General features: G+C 71.3%; 2 protein-coding genes. Both read right to left on the minus strand.

What is annotated here, in order from left to right; all coding sequences use genetic code 11:
* Positions 1–27 precede the first annotated feature (27 nt).
* Positions 28–477 carry a type II 3-dehydroquinate dehydratase gene (gene aroQ, locus ACKVMH_RS13520; RefSeq protein WP_412700666.1) on the minus strand — a complete coding sequence of 150 codons (450 nt, stop codon included), beginning with the start codon at positions 475–477 and terminating at the stop codon, positions 28–30.
* 117 nt (positions 478–594) lie between these two features.
* The coding region (locus tag ACKVMH_RS13525; protein WP_412700667.1) for a TlpA family protein disulfide reductase at positions 595–1055 on the minus strand (461 nt) is incomplete at its 5' end.

A 1055-nucleotide genomic window follows, 5' to 3' on the forward strand; every position in this document is an offset into this window, starting at 1 on the left:
AGGCCGCCGGGCCGGCGGCCGGGCAGGTCAACGGGGCGCGGTGTCGAGCCGCGCGATGGCGGCGTCGAGGGCGTAGCGGTAGCTGTCGGCGCCGAAGCCCGCGACCACGCCGACGGCCAGGTCGCTGAAATAGCTTTGGCGGCGGAAGGGTTCGCGGGCATGCGGGTTGGACAGGTGGATTTCGTAGAACGGCAGTGCCGTCGCCGCCAGGGCGTCGCGCAGGGCCACGCTGGTGTGGGTGAAGGCGGCGGGGTTGATCAGCACCAGCGCGGCGCCGTCCGTGCGGGCGGCCTGGACGCGGTCCACCAGCACGTGCTCGGCGTTCGACTGCAGCGTTTCCAGCGTGTGCCCGGCGGCCTCGGCGGTTGCGCGCAGGGCAGCGTCGATCTGTTCCAGCGTGGTGTGGCCGTAGACCTCCGGCTCGCGCATGCCGAGCAGGTTGAGGTTGGGGCCATGCAGGAGCAGCAACTTCGCCATCGCGGACCGGGACGTGGAAAGGCCGGCAGTGTGGCCGAGCAGGGGGTCGCTGTCCAGAAGTTATCGGCTGTTTCGCCGAAGTTGTCGCGATTTAATCGGTTGTTTGAAAAGTTCGCCTCAGTGCGCGGCCCACGCGTCGACCTCACCGTGCTCGAACGGGCCGATCTTCTGCTTCACCAGCCGCCCCTGCGCGTCGACCAGGGCGGTGAACGGCAACACGCCGCGGACATTGCCCAATTGCACGCCCGAGTCCGCCGGGCCGGCGACGTCGAGCAGGATCGGGTAGTCGACCGGGGTATGCCGTAGGAACTCGCGCACCGCGTCGGGCTCGTCCAGCGCGATGCCGACCACCTGGACGCCCGTGCCGCCCTGGCTGGCGGCGAACCGGTCCAGTTCCGGCATCTCCTCGATGCACGGGCCGCACCAGCTGGCCCAGAAGTTCACCAGCACCGGCCGCCCCGCATAGTCCGCAGGCAGGGTGGCCTCGCGGCCCTGCAGGTCGGGCAGGCGCACGGTCGGGATCGGCTCGCCGCGCGATGCCACGGCCAGGCCCTCGGGCGGCGGCGGGGCGGTCGCGG

The sequence above is a fragment of the Lysobacter zhanggongensis genome (assembly GCF_046638635.1).
GTDB classification, from domain to species: Bacteria; Pseudomonadota; Gammaproteobacteria; order Xanthomonadales; family Xanthomonadaceae; genus Novilysobacter; species Novilysobacter luteus.

Coding starts and splice junctions, on each gene's coding strand:
- aroQ (WP_412700666.1), bottom strand. CDS start 477: ATGGCGAAGTTGCTGCTCCTGCATGGCCCCAACCTCAACCTGCTCGGC.